The following is a 15,227-nucleotide window of genomic DNA, read 5'->3' on the forward strand; positions in this document are numbered from 1 at the left end:
CAAATCTGTCTCTGCACGTTCGCCCTCGCGGTGGCGCGGGCGGACATTCAATGGCCCGGTCAGATCACGCAGCGGGCCGCGCGGTTGCGCAGCGCGCGGATCGCGCTGTACGCCGTCAGCGCGGACGTCTTCGGGTTGTCGGGCAGCGGCTTGCCGCTCATTTCCAGCGACATCTCGCCGAATGCGCCGCGCGCGGTGATGCGGTGTACGTTGCGCTCGACCGCCGGATCGGCGATCAGGCGCACGTGCGTCGCGTCGAGGCCGAGGCCCGCGATCGCCACGGTGGCCGCGACGTTCGCGTTCTTCGGATACAGGCGCGCGGCGTCGCGCGCGGTGCCTTCGAAGATCACCTTTTCCGCGGTCATCGCACGCAGGTCGCACATCTCCTCGGCGGGCGTGCCGAGCCAGCCGAGCGGCGGCTTGCGGCCCACGTACAGCACTTCGTCGAGGCCGCCCTGCTTCGCGGAGGCCAGCGCGTCGATGCCGCCGATCGCGCCGGACAGCAGCGTGACCGTCGCGTCGCCTTCGTCGGCCGCCTGCGCGAGCACGTCGAGCAGCGCGAGGTCGGACAGCGCGCCGATCGACGCGACCGCGCAGTCGGTGCCGGCCTTCAGCAGCGGCACGACGTGATCGACGAGCGCGCTGTGGCCCGCGCATTCGAGCGCGAACTCGGGGCGGCGGGCCAGTGCGTCGACCGACGACACGACCTCCACCGCGCCGCCCAGCACGCCCTGCACCGCCGCGCGCTGGTGTTCCGGCACGATCACGTGCGCGATGCGCAGCGACGCATCGTGCTCGACCGCGTGGTACACGGCCGCGCCGATCGCACCGAAGCCGATCATCGCGACGTCGACGGGGGCGTGGGCCCGCTTTTGCCCGTTAAGCATACTGGCGCTCCGTCGGCGCTTCCTTCTTCACCGGGGGGCCCGCGAACTGCGATGCGAACGAGCCGACCGACAGCATGTCGACCTCGACCATCACCGGCCCTTCCTTGGCCATCCCTTCGCGCACGATCGCCTCGGCGTCGTCGAGCGACGTGATCCGGTAATGCGTGAGGCCGAAGCTCGCGCAGAACTGCGCGAAATCGGGCTGGTGCAGCTGCACGAAGCAGCGGCGGCCGCCGTAGTGCGCGTCCTGGATGTTGCGGATCACGCCGTAGCACTGGTCGTTCATCAGCACGATCATCACGTTCGCGTTTTCCTGCACGGCCGTCACGAGCTCGCCGACGTTGACCATCAGGCCGCCGTCGCCGACCAGACAGACCGTCTTGGCCGCCGCGCCCGCGAGCGCCGCGCCGATGCCCATCTGGATGCCCTGGCCGATGCCGCCGCCGAGCGCATGCACGCCCGAGCGCGGCTCGAAGATCTTCAGCAGGCGGTTGCCCCACGTGCTGTTCGAGATCGTCACGTCGCGCACCCAGTTGTAGTCGCGGCCGACCGCCGCCTGCAGCGTGTCGACCAGCTTCTTGTACGGCCCGAGGCCCTTCGACACGTCGGCCACCGCCTGCTCGCGGGCTGCCGCGAGATCGGCCGCGAACTGCGGATCGACCGACAGGCGGCCTTCGAGCCGGTCGGCCAGCTCGGCCAGCACGCGCTTCGAATCGCCATGCACGAACAGCTCGTTGCGATAGCCGCGGTTGTCGGCAAGTGCCTCGGCATCGACGCGGAACAGCGGCTGCGGCAGCGCGAGCTTGTACTTCAGCGTTTCGTTGCCGCGCAGGCGCGAACCGACGACGACGAGCGCGTCGCAAGTCTTGTAGAACGCTTCGACGGACGCGTGCACGTTGAACGCGCCGAGCGTCGCCGGGTGATCCTCGGGCAGCACGCCACGGCCCTGCACGCTCGTCACGACGCCGAAGCCGAGCTTCACGAGGCGCTCGACTTCCGCGCGTGCATGGCGCGCGCCGCCGCCGAGCCACAGCAGCGGACGGCGCTTCGCCGCGAGGGCGTCGGCGAGCTTCGCGACGCGTGCGGAATCGTGCTCGCGCACCGTGACGTGCGCCGGTGCGAGGTCTTCCGGCCATTCGATTTCAGCTGCCTGGATGTCGATCGGAATCTCGACCGACACCGGGCCCGTCGGCGCCGTCTGCGCGATGCGCACGGCTTCGCGGATCGTCGGCAGCACGGTTTCGACGGTGCGCACGCGGAAGGCGGCTTTCGAGATCGAGTCCAGCATCGACAACTGGTCCGGCGCTTCGTGGATATACGCGAGATCCTGGTCGAGATACGGCGTCTCGATCTGCCCCGTGACGTGCAGCAGCGCGGTGCCTGCCGTCAGCGCCTCGACCATCGCGCCCGCTGCGTTGCCTGCCGCCGTCCCCGTGCTCGTGAACGCGACGCCGAGGCCGCCCGAAACGCGGGCCAGGCCGTCTGCCATGTTCAATGCGCCGGCTTCGCCGCGTGCGCCGACGTACCGGATGTTGCCGCGCGAGTTGATCGCGTCGAGGATCGGCATGTTGTGGATCGAGATGACACCGAATGCGGTCTTCACGCCGCACTGCTCGAGAAAGGCGGCAATCAGCTCGCCAACCGTGGTTTTTTCAGACATGGCGTGCAAAGCCTCCAGAAACGTCGATATGGCTGCCCGTCGTGTAGGACGACAGATGCGTTGCGAGATAAAAAAGTGCCCAGGCTGCCTCGTCGGGCTTGCCGAAGCGGTTCAGCGGAATGTGCTTCGTGCGGGCGATCGCGCCCGTCCAGTCCTCCCAGCTTTCGCCGGCCTGCGCCTGCGCTTCGTAACGGCGGCGCCACTGGCCCGACTCGACGATGCCGATCAGGATCGAGTTCACGCGGATGCGCTGCGGCGCGAGTTCGTTCGCGAGCGACTTCACTAGGCTCAGCACGCCCGCGCGCGCCGACGACGTCGCGACCATGTGCGGCTCCGGCTGCAGAGCGAGCAGCGAGTTCACGCAGGTGATCGTCGGCGCCTGCGCATCGCGCAGCAGCGGCAGGAACGCGCGCGTCGGGCGGATGATGCTGAAATACTTCAGTTCGAGCTCGTCGCGCCACGCGTCGTCGGTCGTGTCCGCGAAGGTCGACACGCGACCCTGGCCGGCGTTGTTGACCAGCATGTCGGCGCGGCCGAAGCGTGCGGACACCGCTTGCGCGAACGCGGCGACGTCGTGCTCGTCGAGCACGTTGCAGCGCGCGGCGAGCAGTTGCGCGCCCGGGTATTTTTCGTTGAGCATCGCCTCGGCGCGCGCCAGGCGCTCGCCGTCGCGGCCGCAAATCGCGACCGATGCGCCTGCCTGCAGGAACCGTTCAGCGGTCGCGAGGCCGATGCCGGACGAACCGCCCGTCACCACCGCCACCTGCCCGGTCAGATCGATCTGGATCATCGGAGTCCTAATGCTTTCATAAACGTGTGCTCGTCATCCGAGCGGTAATTGAGCCGCCGCGACAGTTCCGCCGCCGCGCGCTGCACCTTGTCGATCAGCCCGTCGGCGATCAGCGCCGCGTCGATCTCCGGCCGCGGCACCGTCACCGTGATGCACGCGACGATCTTCTGCGTCTCGTTGCGCACCGGCGCCGTGACCACCGAGATGCCGCGCTCGAACGACGAATTGCTGACGCCGTAGCCGCGCAGCGCATCCTCGCGGATCACTTCGTACAGTGCGTCGACCGTTTCCGGTGTCGCGTTCGTCATCCGGTTCAGCGTGCCTTCCGGATAGAGCGCATGCAGTTCCTTCAGCGACAGGTCGCCCATCAGCACGTGGCCGTGCGTCGTCGCATGCGCGGGCAAGCGCGTGCCGACGTTCACGCGGATCGAGCTGAACACCGGCGACTGGCTCTGCGCCTTCGCGACGAACACCACGTCGCGGCCGTCGCGGATCACGATGTGCGTCGTGAAGCCGGTGGCGTCGCGCAGGCTCTCGATCACGGGCAGGCCGAGATCGGTCAGTTCCAGCGAGCTCAGGTATTCGAAGCCGAGCCGCAGCACGGCGATGCCGAGCTTGTAGTTGCGATCCTTGTCCGCGCGCTCGAGGAAGCCGAGCGATTCGAGCGTCTGCAGCAGTCGGAACACCGTCGTGCGCGGAATGCCGAGCCGCTTCGACAACTCGGGCGCGCCGAGCACGGGCTCGCGTGGCGAGAATTCGGCGAGGATCCGCAGCCCGCGTTCGAGGCCGGGCACCACGTAGCTGGCTTCGGCCTTGTCGTTTTCGGGTGCGGGTCGTTGCAGCGGTTCGTTCATGCCAGCCCCCGCTGTTGGTCGCACTGACGGCAGAACGAGTCGATCAGTGCGGAATAGACGGCCGGAGCCTCGACATAACCGGCATGCCCGGCTTGCGGAATCACCTGCAGCCCGACGTGCGCGGCAGCGGCGATCCGCTCGCACGCGGCGGGCGGCGTGATCGCGTCGTTCGCGCCGACGGCCACGGCCGTGCGACCGCGAAAGCCGGCGAGATCGGTCGCGAGATCGGCGTTCGCGAGCAGATGCGTGGCCTGCGCGTAGCCGGCCGGCACGATGCGCGCCATGTTCCAGCGCACCCACGCACGTGCCTCCTCGTTCGCGAAACCGGACAGCATGTTGCCGCTGCGCTGCTCGGCGAGCCCGGCCGGGCCGAGTTCGGCGAGCATCGCGAGCCGCGCGTCGCGGCGCGATTCGCGCGTTTCGGCCGGTGCGCTGCCGTAGCCGCCCGCGGGCGACACCAGCAGCAGGCCGGCGATCCGCGCGGGCATCACGCGGGCGAGACCGCCCGCGACGATCGCGCCGAGCGAATGGCCGACCAGCACGCAGCGTTCGATGCCGAGTGCCTCGAGCCACGCGTTCAGCGAGGCCGCGTAATCGGCGGCGGCCGGCGACGCGCCGTGCACGGGCGTCGACACGCCGTAACCGGGCGCGTCCCACGCGAGCACGCGCCGCGATGCGCCGAGCGTGTCGAGCTGGCTGACCCACGATGCGGCGCCCGAGCCGATGCCGTGCAGCAGCACGACGGGCAGCGCACGGCCCGCATGCTGCGCGCCGGCCTCACGGTAACCGATCGTGCCCGCCGCGCCGGCCGCGCAACGCTGCTCGGGAAACTGCCCGAGCAGCGCGGCGAACGTCGCGGTGCGGTCGCGCTCACGTTTGTCGATGACACTCATTGCTTCACCCGTCCCGTCTCAGCGCTTGATCTTCGCGAGCGGCGAATCGGGCGGATACGTCGGCGTGACCGGCTTCGGCGAACCGAGCATCACGCACATCAGCGCATCTTCCTCGCCGATGTTGATTTCCGTGCGATACACGCCCGGCGGCACCGAGATCAGGTCGCGCTCGCCGAGGATCGCTTCCCACGTCTCGCCGTCGCGCTCGCAGATCACCTTCATCTTGCCGCGCAGCACGAAGAAGATCTCTTCCACGTCGATGTGGATGTGGCTCGGGCCGATGTTGCCGGCCGGGATGACCATCGTCGAGAACGTGAAGTTGCCGGCCGGCACCGTGTTGACGTCCTTCGCGACGCCCGTGCCGCCCGTGCCGACGTAGCGCATCTGCGCGCGGCGGTACTTCGGGTCGTAGTCGGCCTGGAACTTCAGTGCGTCCCAGTCGTAGCGCCGCGTCGCGTAGCGAGCAACGCGCCCTTCCATCCAGTCGTTGAAGCTTGCGCCTTCCGGCTGGTCCCACGACTTGCGTTCGAGATCGGCGTCCGCCATCGTCCTCTCCTTCATCAGAGTGAAAACTTCAATTCAATTCATTACGAAGCCGCCGTTCACCGGCAGCAGTTGACCCGTCACGAAGCGCGCGCCGTCCGACAGCAGGAACAGCACGGGGCCCGTCACGTCGTCGGGCACCTGCGCGCGCGTCAGCGCGCGGCCCTGCATGTAGAACGCGTGGCGCTCGGCCGGCACGTAGGCCGTCGCCTCGACTTCGGTCAGCCCCGGCGCGATCGCGTTGACCGTCACGCCGTGCGCGCCGAACTCGCGCGCCTGCGCATGCGTCATCGCGATCACCGCGCCCTTGCTCGCGACGTACGCGAGCAGCTTCGGCGCGCCCCACAGCGCGGTGTCCGATGCGAGGTTCACGATCGCGCCGCGCCCCGACTGCGCGAGGTGCGGCAGCGCCGCATTGCTGACGAGCCACACGCCGCGCACGTTCACGTTCATCACCGCGTCCCAGGTCGACACGTCGAGCTCCGTCGACAATTTGCCGCCCGAGTTCGTGATCGCCGCGTTGTTGATCAGTGCGTCGATGCCGCCGAGCGCCGCCGCGCCCTGCGCGACGAACGCGTCGACGCTCGCCGGATCGGCCAGGTCGAGCGTGAAGAAAAACGCGGCGTGACCGGCTTGCGTGAGTTGCGCGGCCAGCGCGCGGCCTTCTTCGGCGAGCACGTCGCCGAACGCGACCTGCGCACCCGCCGCGACCAGCGCCTTCACGAACGCCGCGCCCAGCCCGCGCGCGCCGCCCGTGACGAGCACGCGGCGCCCCGGCAGCGACACGACCGGAGCGAGCTCAGCCATTCGAGGGCTCCGCCGCGGCCTGCGCCGCGCGATGCGCGTCGAGCGCGGAAAGATGCTCCTGCGCACGCTGGCGCAGCATCCGCCGCACGCGCGTGATGCCGACGTCGTGCTGGTACAGGTATTCGTGATCGCGCGCGTGCGGCGCGAGGCTTTCGAGGACGTAGCGGTCCTGCTCGAGCACGTCCCAGTGCAGGCCCTCGAGGCGGTTGCGGTACATGAAGCGCCACACGTCGCGCTGCCAGCCGCTGACCTTGCGCGTGCGCCAGAAATAGACCTGGCAGTTGTCGCCGTCGACCGGCGTCGCGAAGCCGATGATCCCGAAGTTGCCGCCGGGGCCGAACTTCTGCTTGTACGGAATCGCGAGGCGCATCCACAGGCAACCGGTTTCGCCGAGCTCGACCCAGTCGAAGTTCACGTCGCGCTGGCCGATCTTCTCGAACATCAGGCCCGTTTCCGTCTTGCGCACGCGCATGTCGGCCTGCTTGTCGCCTTCGGCCATCGAATGCGACGTCGCGTGCAGGTACGCGCCGTGCATCGGGTCCATCACGTTGTCGATCGCGTACTGGTAATTGCACTTCCAGTTCGACACGCACAGGAAGTGGCCGTATTCGTCGGCGACCAGTTCTTCCGGCAGGTTCAGCGGCGCCGGCTCGCCGTGCGCTTCGTCGCCGAACCACAGGAAGATCGCGCCGGCCTTCTCCTCGACCGGATACGACTTCACGCACTTCGTGCCCTCGAGCGGACAGTTCGACACGGCCGGCACACGGTTGACCGTGCCGCCGCCGTCGACTTCGATGCCGTGATACCAGCAGGCGATGCTGCCGCCGAGGTTCCAGCCGAGCGACAGGCGTGCGCCGCGGTGCGGGCAGCGATCTTCGAGTGCGTGAACCTTGCCCTCGTGATCGCGCCACAGCACGATCTGCTCGGACAGGCGCGTGAGGCCGACGGGTGCGTTCGACACCTGCCAGCTCGGCGCGACGGGATACCAGTAGTTCTTGATGCCGCGGTCGAGATAGTCACGGACCGGGTCGTGTTGGACTGCGTGTTGTACGGGGGACGTCATCAGTGTGCTCCGGATGCGGTTGTCGTCGGGTCGGCGGTCACGCGCTCGGCGCGGTCATTCCGCGAGCGAGGCCATTTCGGCGCGGAAGCGCTCGGCGGTCCACGCGGTGCCGTCCGGTGCGCGGAAGCCGATGCGGTTCAGGCCCGCGACGACATCGTCCAGCTCGGTCGCGCCGGCTTCGAACACGCGTTCGAGCGCATCGCCGAGGTCGTTTTCGTACTGGGTCGGGGCGGCCTTGCGGTTCTGCCAGACCTGGTTCTCGACCTGGCCGGGGATCTCGATCTGCCCCTTGCCCGCGACGTTGTTCGGCTGCGGCGCCACCCACGGCTTGAGGAAGGGATTGAAGTTGACGGTCGCTTCTTTCATCGGTTACTCCACCTTGATCTGGATTTCCTCGCCGGCAAGGCGCACCGCGTACTGCTTCAGCGCGCGCCCGCCCGGACCCTTCAGGCATTCGCCCGTCCTGATGTCGAACACGGCCTCGTGCAGCGGGCATTCGACCGTGCCTTCGTCGACGAACCCCTGCGTCAGCAGCGCGTACGCATGCGGGCACACGTTCTCGAGCGCATACACGTCGTCGCCGACGCGGTAGATCCCGATTTCGACGCCGTCGGTCCGCTTGAACTCGATCGGCGTGTCTTCCGACAGCGCGCCGGCGTGCCCGGCGCAAATCCATTGTTCAGACATCTCACACCCTTCCTTCTGATCGACTCTCGGTTTGCTCCGATTTGTTCCATACCAGGAACAGCAGTTTATGGATGGTGATTATAGGAGCGACTTTTCACGAGTAAAACAAAAAGCTGCACGCCCTAGGGAAAACACCGACCATCGGGTCGGCAGTCGCTTCCGCCTGCCTTGCCAAATGTAATTTTTTGTTGTGCAGCGGGCATTTACCGCCTTTTTTCGGGCGTCGTGCACCGCAACCGGGCAGCGGCACGGATTCCATCCGTCCCGAAAAAATTATTTTTGATACGGCGCTCGACGCCCCTATACTCCATTCCATCAGAGGCACGTTGTTCCTTGTATGGAACATAAAAAATGCCCGCTCGATGGCGAAGACGCGCAACGGCAGGCCGTTCCCGCGCAGGCCGCCACGGCACGTTTTCATCAGGTTGGAGATTCAGGAGATCAAATGGTCAAGCATGCGGTAGCAGCAACAGTGATCGGATTGGGCGCCGTGTCGGGCGCGTGGGCGCAGAGCAGCGTGGTGCTGTACGGCAGCATGGATGCGGGGGTCGCGTACGTGAACAACGTCGGCGGCCATGCGAAATGGGCGATGATCCAGGGCAATACACAGCCCGACCGGTGGGGCCTGAAGGGCAAGGAAGACCTCGGCGACGGCCTGTCGGCGATCTTCCAGCTCGAAAACGGCTTCTATACGAACAACGGCCAGTTCGCGACCGCGAACACGATCTGGAACCGCGCGGCCTTCGTCGGCCTCAGTTCGGAACGCTACGGCACGCTGACGCTCGGCCGCCAGACGCCGCTGTCGTTCGACTATCTCGATCCGCTCAGCACGGCCTACCTCGCGATGAGCTGGTATGCGTTCCACCCCGGCAACATCGACGGGCTCGCCGCGACCGGCAACGTGCCGTACAACAACGCGGTCAAGTATCGTTCGCCGACCTTCGCGGGCTTCTCGGCCGCGGCGACGATGGCGCTCGGCAACACGACGAACTTCTCGACCGGCAAGTCGGTCGGCGTCGCGCTGAACTACGCGAACGGGCCGTTCAAGGCGTCGGCCGTGTACTCGAACGAGCACGACCGCTCGATCCTGATCGGCACGACCGGCATCACGTCGTTCCAGGGGCAGAACACCGCGAACGGCTACATCGCGAACAAGGTCGAGAACATCGGCGCGGGTGCGTCCTACCAGTTCGGCGACTTCCTCGTGCATGGCCTGTACACGCGCACGAAAATGCAGTCGAACGGCTATTCGGACACGTTCCAGAGCTACGACGCGGGCGTGAACTACCGCAGCAGCGCGTTCAACACGATCGCGGGCGGCGCGGCAACCACGACGCTGGCCGGCCGCCGCTGGACGCAGGTCGAACTCGGCGACATCTATTCGCTGTCGAAGCGCACGCAGCTTTATGCGAACGTGCTGTACGAGCACGGTTCGGGTGGCGCAAAGGCCGCGTTCTTCACGGCCGGCGTGTCGAGCACCGCGAACCAGGTGGTCGTGCTCACCGGGATCCACCACTCGTTCTGAACGGCGTCAGGCAGTCGGTGCCTGAAATGAAATGAGGGGCCCGCGGGCCCCTCGTTTTTTGATTGCGGTGCCGCGTGCGGCGGCCCGCCCGACAAGTCGGCGTCAGAACATCGCGACCTTGTGGCGCGCGTGCGCGAACGTCGGGTCGCTTTCGAGCGGACGATAGTTCAGGCGCTGGGACAGGTCGACCGCCGCGCCGCACACGGCTTCGACGAGCCGCTCCTTCTCGCCGGCCTCGCCGATCTCCGAGCGCGGCACCGTCGCGGTGATCGCCGCGACGATCGAGCCCGAATGATCGCGCACGGGCGCCGTGACCGCCGAAATGCCGCTCTCGAACGCCCCCTCGCTGACCGCATAACCGAGCCGCGCGTAATGGCGCACGCGCTCGTACAGTTCGTCGACGGTGCCCGGCGTGCGCTCGGTGAACTGCTCGAGCCGCTTTTCCGGATAGAGCTGGCGCAGTGCGTCGCGCGTCAGGTCGCCCATCAACACGTGGCCATGCACGGTCGCATGCGCGGGCAGGCGCGTGCCGACGTGCACCTTCACCGAACCGAACATTGACGCGTTGCTCTGCGCCTTCGCGACAAACACGACGTCGCGCTGGTCGCGGATCAGCAGATGCGTCGACAGGCCCGTCGTATCGCGCAGCCGCTCGAGCACGGGCGTGCCGAGATCGGTCAGTTCGAGCGAATTCAGGTATTCGAAGCCGAGCCGCAGCACGCCGACGCCCAGCCGGAAATAACGGTCGCCGTTCACGCGCTCGAGGAAACCGAGCGCTTCGAGCGTCTGCAGCAGGCGGAACGTAGTCGTGCGCGGAATGCCGATGCGCTTCGACAACTCGGGCGCGCCGAGCACGGGCTCGCGCGCGGAGAATTCGGCGAGGATCCGCAGCCCGCGTTCGAGCCCCGGCACCAGGTAGGACGATGCGCCGCCGGACGATTCGTCGTCGCCGGGCGCCGCGGATTCAGGCGCGTCGCTCATCGTTGTCTTGACCATGTGGACATGGACGGAAGGAAATCAATCACGAAACGGGTCATGGATCGCCGTGGACAGGCGGCCATGCGAGCCCGGCGCGCACGCGGGCTCGCACCCGCGCGAATCGCCGCGGCGCGGCATGCGCATCCACGGCCCCACGAATAGTCATTCACGGTCGAGAGGATAGCAGCGATGGACAGCGCGGCGCCATGCGGAAATCGCCGGACGACGCGATGCCGGCCGTGGGCGCGGCGCGCGGCGGCCGATGCCGCGCCGCCTACAGGCGCGAGAGGTGAACCCGGATGTTCGCGCGGTCATACGTGAATCCGCCGGCCGCGTCCGGCTCGAGCACCCGCGCAAGGTCGACCGCGTACATCCAGCCGCTGCCCAGGCGACCCCCGTTGATCGCCCGGATCCGGCTGCCGCCGACGGCGATCGCGGCATGAAAAACGGTGCCGCCCCGCGAGAAGCCGACCGCGGTTCCGGCCGGAATGCTCGCGCGCCCGTCCCACTCGCCGCCGGTCTCGAAGTTGAAGCGGGTCCGCCAGTGCTGGCCGATCGTGTCGAGCAGCGCACCGGGCGCGATCATCGCGTCACTGCGCAGCAGATACCGGACATAGGCCGCGGCGTCATAGCAGACGCCGCCGGACACGTATTCGTTGATGTCGGCCATGCCGAACATCAGCGCCTGCGCGTGCTTCTGCCGTTCGGCGAAACCGGATTGGGCGACGTGCCCGCCTAACTGGCTCAGTTGCATGGGTGGCTCCTCGTGAAGAAGCAGGACGTCATCGTCCTGCCGACGCAATAACGTCATATGTTATTACGATATCCGGCCACGCCCGCATTCCGGCCCGGGCGTCACGGCATGCGGGCGGCCGATGCCGGCGCGGCAGCGGCCGCACCGGGATTCGGCGCGAGCCGCAGGCGCACGCGCAACGGCTGCAGCATGTCGGGCGGCGGCGGTTCCGCCAGCGGGCCGGCCGTAAGCAGTTGCCGCAGTGTCGTGTCTGCATCGGGATCGCCGAGCGACGCGAATTCGACACGCGTGACGGCGCCGTTCGGGCCGATCCACGCGCGCACGACGATCGCGGGCGGCGGCGCTCGCGTTCAGCACGCGCGCCTCGAGATAGCAGTGCACCCGATCGCGCGCATCACGGCACCCAGCGCCACCGCGACGATCGCCAGCGCGATCAGCAACTCGATCAGCGTGAATCCCCGTTGCGGCGTCCGCGCCGTGCGCGATCCGCCGCGCGCATGGCGGTTGTAGTCGGTTCTGTCGTCGCACGTGACCTGCATTCTTGTCGATGGGTCGTCGTCCGGCGTGTCGATCGCGGCACGCAGCCGCATCGCCGGCGCGACGGACGCCGTGCACGGACGTTAAGCGCCGCGTATGGCACACACGTGTCGAATGGTACGGACCATTTGGCGCGGGCAGCCCGGACGGACAGGCGCCCGGGCGCGCCGCATCCGCTGTCGCGCGACGGGCACGGCACAACGCGGCCCGGCGGGCGGGCAAACGGATGGAAAACGGGAAGCGATCGAAAGAAACACCCGGCAGCGGGTGGTGAGCGGTGAAGACGATCCTCGGGCGGAATCGCCGCGACGGCGTCAGGCCGTCACGGCGGCGTCATACTCGGCGCGGGCAAGCTGGCCGGCGGCATAAGCCTCGGCCTCGCCGCGAAAGCCTTCCCGGCTGAACGCAACGACTTTCACGCCGACGCCGGTCGCCCGCTTCACCGTCAGCGCCCATTGCCATCCGCCGTCTTGTTCAAAGACGTGTAGCGAGGGTTCGAAGGAAGGGTCGATTACGGTCACGCGTTTTACTCCTGCCCCCTTGCGCGCCGCATCGGCGACGCTCGGGGCATGTCGAAAGGGTCGCGCCGGGATACGACGCGCTTCTGCCATTCGACAGTCTAGTCAAGGATTGTTGCGACGCACCATCAGAGGTTTCACTCATCTATCGGTACCGGGCGGTCGATCGAATCTACCTGAAACCCATATGGGATGGGGCTCAGCGCCGTTTCACGGCGCACGGCGCGACATTCGTGCGTCAACGTGCCGCACACGCGACCGCTTGCGTGTGTCGGTCGCCCGTGCCCCGCAAAGAAACGGGGCGCGAATCGCCCGGCGATCCGGCCACCTCGGCGACGAGGATCGTTACCGATCCGTACCACCCGGCATCACGCGCCGGAACGTCAGGTTCACGCGCTCGCCCTGCACGCCCGGCGCCTTCGGCACGCGATGCTGCCATTCGGCCTGCGTGCGCCCGCGCATCACGAGCAGGCTGCCGTGCACGAGGCGATACGCATGCGTGACACCGGTCGCGCGATGGCGCAGGTCGAACACGCGCATCGCACCGAGGCTCACCGACGCGATCACCGGCGCATCGCCAAGCTCGGGCTCGTTGTCCGCGTGCCAGCCGAGGCTGTCCAGCCCGTTGCGGTAGCGGTTGAGCAGCACGCTGTTGAAACGCGCGCCGCACGTCACCTCGACCGCGCGCTTCAGGTCGAACACGGCCGGTGTCCACGGCGCCGGCACGTTGCGGATCCCCGAATACACGTAGACGGCATCCGGCTCGCCCTGCCATGCGGTGAGCCGCGGCAAAGGAATGCGTCCGCGCGGCGTGCGGATCGTGTCCTGACGCCACGCGACCTCGTCGATCAGCGCGGCCAGCGCGCGATCGGCATCGGGCGGCGCCAGCCAGTCCGGGTACCAGTCCACGTCGGGTGCGGGCGTGTCAGCAAAGAGATCGGGCGTCGACATGTCGGGAGGAACGGGCGATGAGCGGAGCGAACGGTGCATGCCTGCATACTAGCCAACGGCGTCGCACGCCGCCATGCGCTGTCATTCGCAGACGAGGCAGGCTGCCGCCCGCCCGGCTCCCGCTGACGACGGGCGGGCGCCGGCCCAGCGAATGGTTTCCCCCGGACGGGAACCGTGCGCTACCCGCCGCGCGTCAGCCGGATCAGCGTGATCTCGGACGGCACGCCGAAGCGGTTCGGCGGCCCCCAGTATCCGGTGCCGCGGCTCGTATAGAGCCACAGATCGCCGAAGCGGCTCAGCCCGCCGATCACCGGCTGCTGCAATCGCACGAACGGCGGCCACGGCAGGAACTGGCCGCCGTGCGTGTGCCCCGACAACTGCACGGTAAACCCCGCGCGGTTGGCCGCTTCCGCGCTGCGCGGCTGGTGCGCGAGCAGGATCTTCGTGGCCACCTCGCGCGGCGCACCCGCCAGCGCCTGCTCGGGATCGCTGCGATGGGCGGGATCGAAACCGCCCGCCGTGAAGTCGGTGACGCCCGCGAGCACCGCGTGCGCGCCGTCGTGATCGATCAGCACGTGCTCGTTGAGCAGCACCGTCAGCCCGATGCGCCGGAATTCGTCGATCCACGCGTGCGCGCCCGCGTAATACTCGTGGTTGCCAGTCACCAGGAAGCTGCCGTGCCGCGACTGCATGCGGCCGAGCGGCGCCGTGTGCTCGCGCAGGCGCTTGACCGAGCCGTCGACCACGTCGCCCGTCACGACGACGAGGTCGGCATCGAGCGCATTGACCGCGCGCACGATCCGTTCGACATAGGGCCGCTTGATCGTCGGCCCGACGTGGATGTCGGACAGTTGCACGATCGTCAGCCCGTCGAGCCCCGCCGGCAGCCCCTCGACCGGGATCGACACACGCTTGACCGCCGCCGTGCGGCGCGCGCCGACGAACCCGACAACGGTAACGAACGCCGCACCGGCCAGCACGCCGAGCGCCGTGACGGTCGCCGCGCCGGGCCACGCGCCGGCGTGCCCGAGATGCCGCCATGCAAACACGCCGAGCAGCACGAATTCGCGGAGGAACGTCAGCAGGAGCAGCGACGAGAAGAAGCCCATCACGACCGAGCCGGCCCAGCCGACCAGTGTCGCGGCCCAGCCTTCGTCGAAGCGGCGCGAGAACATGCCGACCGGAATCAGCACGACGAAGCTCGCCAGCACGAGCGCCGCGATCGTGCGCACGACCGGCGACGCGAACGCATCGGGAATGATCCGCATCCCGACGTAGAGATGGAACAGCACGCCGATTGCAATGAACCGGACAAAAAAACTTCGCATGGAACGTTCACCTTCGTTGCGATACGGCCTTGACGCTTCCGCGACGTGCGTTGCACGAGGCCGTGAGGCTCCGTTCCGCGCGCCGCGCCATGCGTACGATGGTACACAGATCGCGGCGGCGACGACCGGTCGCCGGATTTGGCGTCGATGCCGTCCGGCACGGCGTGCGACCGCGCCCTCATCGGCCAGCCAGGTCAGCCTGATTCCCGCGCGTCAGAACGACAATCGCCCGTTTCCGCACCGATTCCGCTCTCCCGACATCGCAAATTCAGCCACGCTCCGTTCGTCTGACGATCCTTTACAGTCCGTTAGCAACCCTACGCGAGCCCGCACTGGCAGAATCGCGACGACTCGGTCTGCGCTGCCCCCGGTTGCGGAAACGCGATGCCGGCCATGCGGACACGCCCCCTGAACCGCCACCGCTCCGCCATGGTGAGCAGGAAGGATGGCTG

The 15,227-nt window shown here is 67.9% G+C and carries 18 protein-coding genes and 1 pseudogene; 1 reads left to right on the plus strand and 18 read right to left on the minus strand.

Annotated features, from left to right (window positions below; all coding sequences use genetic code 11):
- Positions 1-59: 59 nt before the first annotated feature.
- The 11 genes from ABIC51_RS32800 to ABIC51_RS32850 all read right to left on the minus strand — a co-directional run bounded on the left by ABIC51_RS32800 (position 60) and on the right by ABIC51_RS32850 (position 8,605).
- Positions 60-887, minus strand: a complete 828-nt coding sequence (locus tag ABIC51_RS32800; protein WP_175897584.1) for an aspartate dehydrogenase — start codon at positions 885-887, stop codon at positions 60-62.
- The gene (locus ABIC51_RS32805; protein WP_175755239.1) at positions 880-2,547 is read right to left on the minus strand and encodes a thiamine pyrophosphate-binding protein; all 1,668 of its coding nucleotides are present in this window, start codon (positions 2,545-2,547) and stop codon (positions 880-882) included. The genes ABIC51_RS32800 and ABIC51_RS32805 overlap by 8 nt, the downstream gene beginning before the upstream one ends.
- Complete coding sequence (locus tag ABIC51_RS32810; RefSeq protein ID WP_048022634.1) at positions 2,540-3,337, minus strand: SDR family oxidoreductase; 798 nt, start codon at positions 3,335-3,337, stop codon at positions 2,540-2,542. The genes ABIC51_RS32805 and ABIC51_RS32810 overlap by 8 nt, the downstream gene beginning before the upstream one ends.
- Positions 3,334-4,191: an IclR family transcriptional regulator gene (locus ABIC51_RS32815; RefSeq protein WP_060173496.1), complete on the minus strand. Its 858-nt coding sequence runs from the start codon at positions 4,189-4,191 to the stop codon at positions 3,334-3,336. The genes ABIC51_RS32810 and ABIC51_RS32815 overlap by 4 nt, the downstream gene beginning before the upstream one ends.
- A complete protein-coding gene (locus ABIC51_RS32820; RefSeq protein WP_027789380.1) occupies positions 4,188-5,084 on the minus strand; it encodes an alpha/beta fold hydrolase in 897 nt (298 codons plus the stop codon). The genes ABIC51_RS32815 and ABIC51_RS32820 overlap by 4 nt, the downstream gene beginning before the upstream one ends.
- Positions 5,085-5,102: 18 nt before the next feature.
- Entirely contained in the window at positions 5,103-5,630 is a 528-nt protein-coding gene (locus ABIC51_RS32825; protein WP_021161513.1) for a cupin domain-containing protein, read from the minus strand.
- A gap of 33 nt (positions 5,631-5,663) precedes the next feature.
- On the minus strand, positions 5,664-6,434 hold the full coding sequence (locus ABIC51_RS32830) for an SDR family oxidoreductase (protein WP_060206800.1): 771 nt from the start codon (positions 6,432-6,434) through the stop codon (positions 5,664-5,666).
- On the minus strand, positions 6,427-7,497 hold the full coding sequence (locus ABIC51_RS32835) for an aromatic ring-hydroxylating dioxygenase subunit alpha (RefSeq protein WP_027789382.1): 1,071 nt from the start codon (positions 7,495-7,497) through the stop codon (positions 6,427-6,429). Before ABIC51_RS32835 ends, ABIC51_RS32830 begins: the two co-directional genes overlap by 8 nt.
- 54 nt (positions 7,498-7,551) lie before the next feature.
- On the minus strand, positions 7,552-7,863 hold the full coding sequence (locus ABIC51_RS32840) for a recombinase-like helix-turn-helix domain-containing protein (RefSeq protein ID WP_027789383.1): 312 nt from the start codon (positions 7,861-7,863) through the stop codon (positions 7,552-7,554).
- Positions 7,864-7,866: 3 nt separating this feature from the next.
- Complete coding sequence (locus ABIC51_RS32845; protein ID WP_027789384.1) at positions 7,867-8,184, minus strand: non-heme iron oxygenase ferredoxin subunit; 318 nt, start codon at positions 8,182-8,184, stop codon at positions 7,867-7,869.
- Positions 8,185-8,278: 94 nt separating this feature from the next.
- The gene (locus tag ABIC51_RS32850; protein ID WP_175897585.1) at positions 8,279-8,605 is read right to left on the minus strand and encodes a hypothetical protein; all 327 of its coding nucleotides are present in this window, start codon (positions 8,603-8,605) and stop codon (positions 8,279-8,281) included.
- Positions 8,606-8,629: 24 nt separating this feature from the next.
- Here ABIC51_RS32850 and ABIC51_RS32855 point away from each other — a divergent pair, with 24 nt between their 5' ends.
- The gene (locus ABIC51_RS32855) at positions 8,630-9,709 is read left to right on the plus strand and encodes a porin (RefSeq protein WP_060083660.1); all 1,080 of its coding nucleotides are present in this window, start codon (positions 8,630-8,632) and stop codon (positions 9,707-9,709) included.
- Between the two features lie 102 nt (positions 9,710-9,811).
- Here the strand turns inward: ABIC51_RS32855 and ABIC51_RS32860 are convergent, their stop codons facing one another.
- The 7 genes and pseudogenes from ABIC51_RS32860 to ABIC51_RS32890 all read right to left on the minus strand — a co-directional run bounded on the left by ABIC51_RS32860 (position 9,812) and on the right by ABIC51_RS32890 (position 14,775).
- Entirely contained in the window at positions 9,812-10,705 is an 894-nt protein-coding gene (locus ABIC51_RS32860; protein ID WP_354006825.1) for an IclR family transcriptional regulator, read from the minus strand.
- 256 nt (positions 10,706-10,961) lie between these two features.
- A complete protein-coding gene (gene tecA, locus ABIC51_RS32865; protein ID WP_021161519.1) occupies positions 10,962-11,441 on the minus strand; it encodes a type 6 secretion system effector deamidase TecA in 480 nt (159 codons plus the stop codon).
- A gap of 101 nt (positions 11,442-11,542) precedes the next feature.
- Positions 11,543-11,764 (minus strand): hypothetical protein, encoded by a 222-nt coding sequence (locus ABIC51_RS32870; RefSeq protein ID WP_404841760.1) that lies wholly within the window; start codon positions 11,762-11,764, stop codon positions 11,543-11,545.
- A gap of 48 nt (positions 11,765-11,812) precedes the next feature.
- Positions 11,813-11,980 (minus strand): annotated as a pseudogene (locus tag ABIC51_RS32875) (type II secretion system protein); the annotation flags it as partial.
- Between the two features lie 312 nt (positions 11,981-12,292).
- On the minus strand, positions 12,293-12,499 hold the full coding sequence (locus tag ABIC51_RS32880; RefSeq protein WP_027789389.1) for a hypothetical protein: 207 nt from the start codon (positions 12,497-12,499) through the stop codon (positions 12,293-12,295).
- A gap of 342 nt (positions 12,500-12,841) precedes the next feature.
- A complete protein-coding gene (locus tag ABIC51_RS32885; RefSeq protein WP_226127967.1) occupies positions 12,842-13,447 on the minus strand; it encodes an alpha-ketoglutarate-dependent dioxygenase AlkB family protein in 606 nt (201 codons plus the stop codon).
- A 179-nt stretch (positions 13,448-13,626) separates the two neighbouring features.
- Positions 13,627-14,775, minus strand: a complete 1,149-nt coding sequence (locus tag ABIC51_RS32890) for a metallophosphoesterase (protein ID WP_226127969.1) — start codon at positions 14,773-14,775, stop codon at positions 13,627-13,629.
- Positions 14,776-15,227 lie beyond the last annotated feature (452 nt).

Source organism: Burkholderia sp. 572 (assembly GCF_040545135.1).
Taxonomy (GTDB): Bacteria; Pseudomonadota; Gammaproteobacteria; order Burkholderiales; family Burkholderiaceae; genus Burkholderia; species Burkholderia cepacia.